The organism is Mycobacterium sp. NAZ190054, from assembly GCF_001545925.1.
Classification (GTDB): Bacteria; Actinomycetota; Actinomycetes; order Mycobacteriales; family Mycobacteriaceae; genus Mycobacterium.
Map to the genome: position 1 here is coordinate 1 of NZ_LMVQ01000530.1, position 550 is coordinate 550.

Below are 550 nucleotides of genomic sequence, written 5' to 3' on the forward strand. Positions count from 1 at the left end.
GTCAGTTCATGTTCCAGGGCTCGCCGTAGGTGGTGACGCTGTCACCGGTCGACGAGATCAGCCGGGCGAACGGACGCAGCAGCACACCACCGGCAGCACCGGTCACCGTGCCGTGCGCGTTGGACACCGCCACCGAACCACCGGGGCCGGCCACGTCCACCGAGAAGGTGGCGACCTCCTGGATACCCGGGCCGTTGCCCAGGTCAGCCGAGATCGACACACCCGGGAACAGCGGCGGGGTCACGATGCTGTCGGCCAGGTTGTCGTCCAGGCCCCAGCCGTCGAACGCGATGTTCGGGGTGGTGTAGCTGAAGTTGATGCCCACACCCAGCGACCACGGGAAGCCCACCTGGTAACCCAGCTCCAGCGTGCCCTCGAAATCATCGGCACCCTCACCGGCCACGATGTAGGTCGCCTTGCCCGAGTGGAACCACTCACGGGTCAGACGGTTGCGGTCCAACGGAAAAACACCATTGAGGAACGTGTCCCACTGCTGGATCGTCAACGTCCGACCCTGGCCGTCGACCAGGCTCAGCTCGTTGTCCAGCCC

General features: G+C 65.8%; 1 protein-coding gene. It reads right to left on the reverse strand.

Annotated elements, in window-relative coordinates; all coding sequences use genetic code 11:
- Position 1: 1 nt before the first annotated feature.
- Positions 2 to 550 (reverse strand): MspA family porin (locus ASJ79_RS25430; RefSeq protein WP_067961423.1); only part of this gene is annotated, 549 nt, incomplete at its 5' end.